Here is a 5076-nt window from a genome sequence, read left to right as displayed (position 1 = left end):
CGTGCGCCGGCGACGGCGGTGGCGCCGTCGTGCGCCTCGCCGACCACCTCGAGGTCGCCGGCGCCGGTCAGGGCCGCCTTCACGCCGTCGAGGAACAGCGGGTGGTCGTCCACCAGCAGGATCCGGGTCATCGCGCCTCCAGGGGCAGCTCGGCGCGCACGCGCGTCCCGCGACGGTCGCTGACCACGTCGAGCAGCCCGCCGATCTCGTCCGCGCGCTGCCGCATCGAGGTGAGCCCCAGGGCTCCCGGGCGCACCCGCTCGGGCAGCCCGCGTCCGTCGTCCTCGACCAGGAGCGAGAGGGCGCCGTCCCCGGCGCACAGACGCACCGAGATCCGCTGGGCGTCGGCGTGCCGGACGGCGTTGGCCACTGCCTCCGCCGCGATCCGGTAGCACGCGACCTCGATCGCCGCCGGGAGCCCTGCGGCATCGAGCGCCGGATCGATCACGACGTCCACCTGCGTGCCGGGCGCCGACATCCGGTCGGCGATCCCGCGGAGTCCGGCTCCCAGCCCGAGATCGTCGAGGGCCGGCGGCCGCAGGTCCTCGGTGATGCCTCGCAGGTCGTCCACGGCGGTCGCGACCCCGGCCGCCGCGGACTCCAGCAACCCGCCCGTGACCGGATCGGCGACGAGGTCCCGCGCGGTCTCGACCTGCAGGCGTACGCCGGCGAGCGCCGCGCCCACGCCGTCGTGGAGGTCACGGCGCAGTCGTCGGCGCTCCTCCTCGCGCGCGGTGACCAGCGCGGCCCGGCTGTGGTGGAGCCGCTCGGACAGCAGCAGCGCCGCGACGGCCGGGGCGACCTGGTCACACACCATCCGCAGGATCTCGGCGTCGCGCTCGGTCACGGCCCGCTCACCGGCGCGCGCCGTGACCCGGAGCCGGCCGACGATCTCTCCGCGGTGCTCCATCGGCAGGTCCGTGGCAGGGCCGGACGCGGTGCCGACCGAGGCCGTCGGCCGACCCTCGACGTCGTCGCCGAGCACGATCTCCGCCGAGCCCAGCCGCAGCGACTCGACGACCGCGCGGCACAGGCGTCGCGGCACCTCGCCGAGGTCCACGCCCTCGCGCAGCCCGGACGCGACCACCTCGAGCAGACGTTCCGGCCTGGCCCGCTCGCCGTAGAAGAGCCGGTCGACGCCGCGGCTGAGTCGGGCCCCGAGCGGGTGGAGAAGCAGGCCGCACACGGCGGCCGCCGCAGCGGCGCCGCTGGTGGCGCCACCGGGCACGATCGCGGAGGTCACTGTGAACAGGGTGAGGTAGATGCAGGCCAAGCAGACCGCGAGGCTGGCTCCGCTCACCGCGCGGCACAACGCGAGGTCCAGGTCGTAGAGCCGGTGACGGGTCACGGCCACCCCGATGGCGGCTGGGACCAAGGCGACGGCGAGGACCTGGGTCGCGACGCCGAGGGCGTCCCCGAGCACGGGTTGGAGCGCGGTGTCGATCACGAGCACCGCGGCCGCGCCCACCAGCACCGCGACCTGCCGCCGCACCAGGCCCGCCGCGCGACGCCAGCGCACCACCAGGGCGACGAGCACGGCCACCACGACGGGCACCAGCAGCACCGCTGCCGCGACGTCGAGGAGCTGCGCGGCGCGCTCATGGGTCCAGGGCTTCTGCAGGTCGGCCGCTCCCTGCGTCCCCTCGGGGTAGAGCGCGGAGCCGGCGGCGAGCAGCATCATGCCGAGGACCGATGCGATGAGCACCGGACGCCAGGACCGGCTCGGCAACCAGCCGTCGGGGTAGACCAGCGGCACGACGGTCAGCAGCGGGACGAACCCGGGGACCCAGATCCAGCTCTGCACGAACAGGGCGCCGGACGCCAGCGTCGAGGGCTCGGTCGCGGTCGCGGCGATCGCCGATGTCAGCGCAGCGCCCGCACCCGAGAGGCCGATCCCCAGCAGCAGCCATCCGATGCGGCGACCGCCGGTGCCCGCGAGCACCAGCGCCGCAGCGGCGGCGTACGACACTCCGACGGCGGCATCGACCGGCACGTCGTGCGCCAGTTCGCGGTGCCAGGCGTCGTCGGCCGCCACGAGCGCGATGGCGGTGGCCGCCGCCGCGACGGCGACGGCGGCCACCAGGGCAGCGAGGGTCGCCGCCCGGGTGCTCGACATGGCGCGGATCCTAGAGCAGCGAGCGGCCGGCCGTGGGCGTCTCGCGACGCTCCGCGAGCAGGCCGGCGGAGACGGCCAGGATCACGCCGACAGCGACCGCGGCCCCCATCGCACCGCGGTCGGCGTCGAGCACCAGGCCGATCGAGCCCGTCCAGGCCAGGCCTGCGCCCGCCAGGACGGCCAGCACCCGCGCCGCCGGCAGTACTGCCGCAGCCACACCGAGGACGACGAGGGTGCTCACCAGCCACGCCATGTCGAAGAAGTGCGGGTTCTGTGCGTGGTGGCCGGTCGCCGCGTTCTGCAGTGCCACCTGGTCCAGGACGTACGGCGTGGCGACCGCGGCGGCCGCCAGCGCGACCGGCGTGAGCAGCGGGTGGGGCCGCACCTCGAGTCGCAGTCGGGGCCGCACCGGGATCGCGAGCCAGACCAGCGCGCCGGTCACCGCGATCACGCCCGTGAGGAAGGGCGCACCGCCGCCCGGCGCTGCGAGGGAGCACACGCACCCCGTCACCACGAACACCACGTGCAGGAGGCCGGCGGTGGCGGAGGGCCGCGCGCCGGACCAGCCGGCGCGCAGCAGCGGCACCAGACCGCCCAGCCAGAGCGCGAAGAGCAGCAGTCCCTGGCCGGTCAGCTGGTGGAAGCGGTGCTCGGAGAGCTCGCCCACCAGGAGCATGCGGGTGATGTTGACGGTGAACATCGTCGGGAGGGCGCAGGCGAGGAGGCCGGCGACCGCGATCCCGGCCCGTCGCCACCGCCCGGGGCGGACCCGAGCTCGGACCTCGACGGACGCGGGGGAAGCGGTGGAGCGGAGAGTGGGACTCATCAGCAGGATTCCTTCCAGAGGTGGTTGCCTCCGGACGGTGCCGCTCCCGCTGTCCCGGGCACATCGCCACAATGTCCTGCCTGTGTCCTGCCTCCCGCCCTATCCTCTCGCCATGCAGATCGGCGTCCTCGGCACGACCGTGGCCTCCGACGACTCCGGGCCGATCAACCTGGGCGGCCCCAAGCAGCGCGCCCTCCTGGCGGCGCTCGCCCTCCACCGCGGCCGCGCCGTCGCCGTCGACACGCTCGCGGACATGGTCTGGAACGGCGCTCCTCCGCCGGGCGTCTCCGGCACCCTGCAGGGGTACGTCGCCGGCCTGCGCCGGGCCCTCGAGCCCGGGCGCACCACCCGCGGCGGCGGCACCCTGCTGGTCACCGAGCAGCCCGGCTACGCGCTCCGCCTCCCCGAGGAGGACCTCGACACCGCCGCCTTCGAGCAGGCCGTCGCCACGGCGCACTCGCAGGTCGCCCCGCTGGCCGACGCCCTGTGCCGGGGCCGGGCGCTGCCACCCGGCTCCCCCGACGCCGGCGGGCTGGACGCCCTGCACCGCACCCTCGACCAGGCGCTCGGCCGGTGGCGCGGCGTCCCCTTCGCCGACCTCGGCGAGGTCGCCGCCGCCGAGACCGAGCGCGCCCGGCTCGAGGAGCTGCGGGTGCTGGCCACCGAGGACCGCGCCGCGCTCGGCATCCTGCTCGGTCTGCACGCCACGGTCGCCGCCGAGCTCGACGCCCTGACCCGACAGCACCCCCTGCGCGAGCGGGCCTGGGCGCTGCGCGCGCTCGCCCTCGCCGGCTCCGGACGCCAGGCCGACGCCCTCGCGGTGCTGCGCCAGGTCCGCGACGTGCTCGACGAGGAGCTCGGCCTCGAGCCCGGCGCCGAGCTGCGCGCCGTGCAGACCGCGGTGCTGCGCCAGGAGACGACCACCGTCCCCGAGCCGGCGCCGGCGGCTCCTCCCCCGGCGCCGAGCACCGCAGCCACCCAGGAGCACGCGCCGCTGCCGTTCCCCTCCCCGTGGGGCTGGTCGATGGCCGGGCGCGAGGAGGAACTCACGGCGCTCACCGACCTCGTCGACCGGGTGGTCGCCGGCGGCGACCGCTCACCGGCCTTCGTGGCGCTCACCGGCGAGCCCGGCATCGGCAAGAGCCGGCTGGCCATCGAGACGGCGCTGTACGCCGCCGACCACGGGATGACGATCGCATGGGGCCGCTGCTCCCAGGACGACGGCGCCCCCGCGCTCTGGCCCTGGGCCACCGTCCTCGAGCGGCTCGGGTCGGAGCTGCCGACCAGCGACTCGGCCGACGACGACGGCGGCGCGGCGTTCCGCGCCTGGGAGACCGTGGTCGAGGCGGTGCTCACCGCTGCGACCGCCGCACCGCTGATGCTGGTGATCGACGACCTGCACTGGGCCGACACCTCCAGCCTGCGGGTGCTGCGGCTGCTCACCGAGGCAGCGGTCGCCGAGGGCACCGGCCCGCGGCTGCTGGTGCTCACGACCTGGCGCGAGCACCCGCCGCCGGAGGGAGCGCTCGCCGAGGTGGCCGAGGCGCTGGCGCGCAAGCACGCCCTGCGGCTGCAGCTGCGCGGCATCAGCGCCGACGCGACCGCCCAGGTGTTCGCCCAGATCACCGAGGCCGAGCCGACCGGTTCCGAGACCGACGCCCTGCGCCGGCGTACGGAGGGCAACCCGTTCTTCCTCGTCGAGTACGCCCGCCTGGCCCGCGAGCGCGGCGACGTCGCCGCGCTGATGGCCGAGCCGCAGCCGCCCGCCGCCGTGCACGAGGTGCTGTCGCGACGGCTGGCGCAGCTGGACGAGCCGACCCGCGAGCTCCTGCAGACCGCCAGCGTGCTCGGCCGGATCTTCGAGCTCGGCACCCTCGTCCGGACCGCCCACCCCGACGGCGCCACGAGCGGCGTCGAGGACGGTGCCGAAGAGATGGTCCTCGACGCGCTCGACACCGCGCTCGCAGCCGGCCTGGTCGAGGAGGACGGTGTCGACCGCTTCCGATTCACCCACGCGCTGGTGCGCGACACCGTGCTCTCGATCCTGCCGCAGTCGCGCCGTGCCCGGGTGCACGCCCGCGCGGCCACCGCGCTCGCGGGCCGCCCGGGCCACGAGACCGAGATCGCGCGACAC

3 protein-coding genes are annotated in these 5076 nt (G+C 76.1%); 1 reads left to right on the top strand and 2 read right to left on the bottom strand.

The window, feature by feature from the left end; all coding sequences use genetic code 11:
- Nucleotides 1-127 precede the first annotated feature (127 nt).
- Both Q0L15_RS12430 and Q0L15_RS12425 read right to left on the bottom strand, forming a co-directional pair.
- Nucleotides 128-2116 (bottom strand): sensor histidine kinase, encoded by a 1989-nt coding sequence (locus Q0L15_RS12430; RefSeq protein ID WP_296604758.1) that lies wholly within the window; start codon nucleotides 2114-2116, stop codon nucleotides 128-130.
- Between the two features lie 10 nt (nucleotides 2117-2126).
- Nucleotides 2127-2942, bottom strand: coding sequence for a hypothetical protein (locus tag Q0L15_RS12425; protein ID WP_296604757.1), 816 nt, complete (start codon nucleotides 2940-2942; stop codon nucleotides 2127-2129).
- A 112-nt stretch (nucleotides 2943-3054) separates the two neighbouring features.
- On the opposite strand from Q0L15_RS12425, the gene Q0L15_RS12420 reads away from it, so the two are divergent.
- Nucleotides 3055-5076: BTAD domain-containing putative transcriptional regulator (locus Q0L15_RS12420; protein ID WP_296604756.1), on the top strand; the 2022-nt coding region annotated here is incomplete at its 3' end.

The sequence above is a fragment of the Nocardioides sp. genome (assembly GCF_024509035.1).
Lineage (GTDB): Bacteria > Actinomycetota > Actinomycetes > Propionibacteriales > Nocardioidaceae > Nocardioides.
Note: the sequence above shows the minus strand (reverse complement) of the source record. Positions and strands in the feature narration are given on the sequence as shown.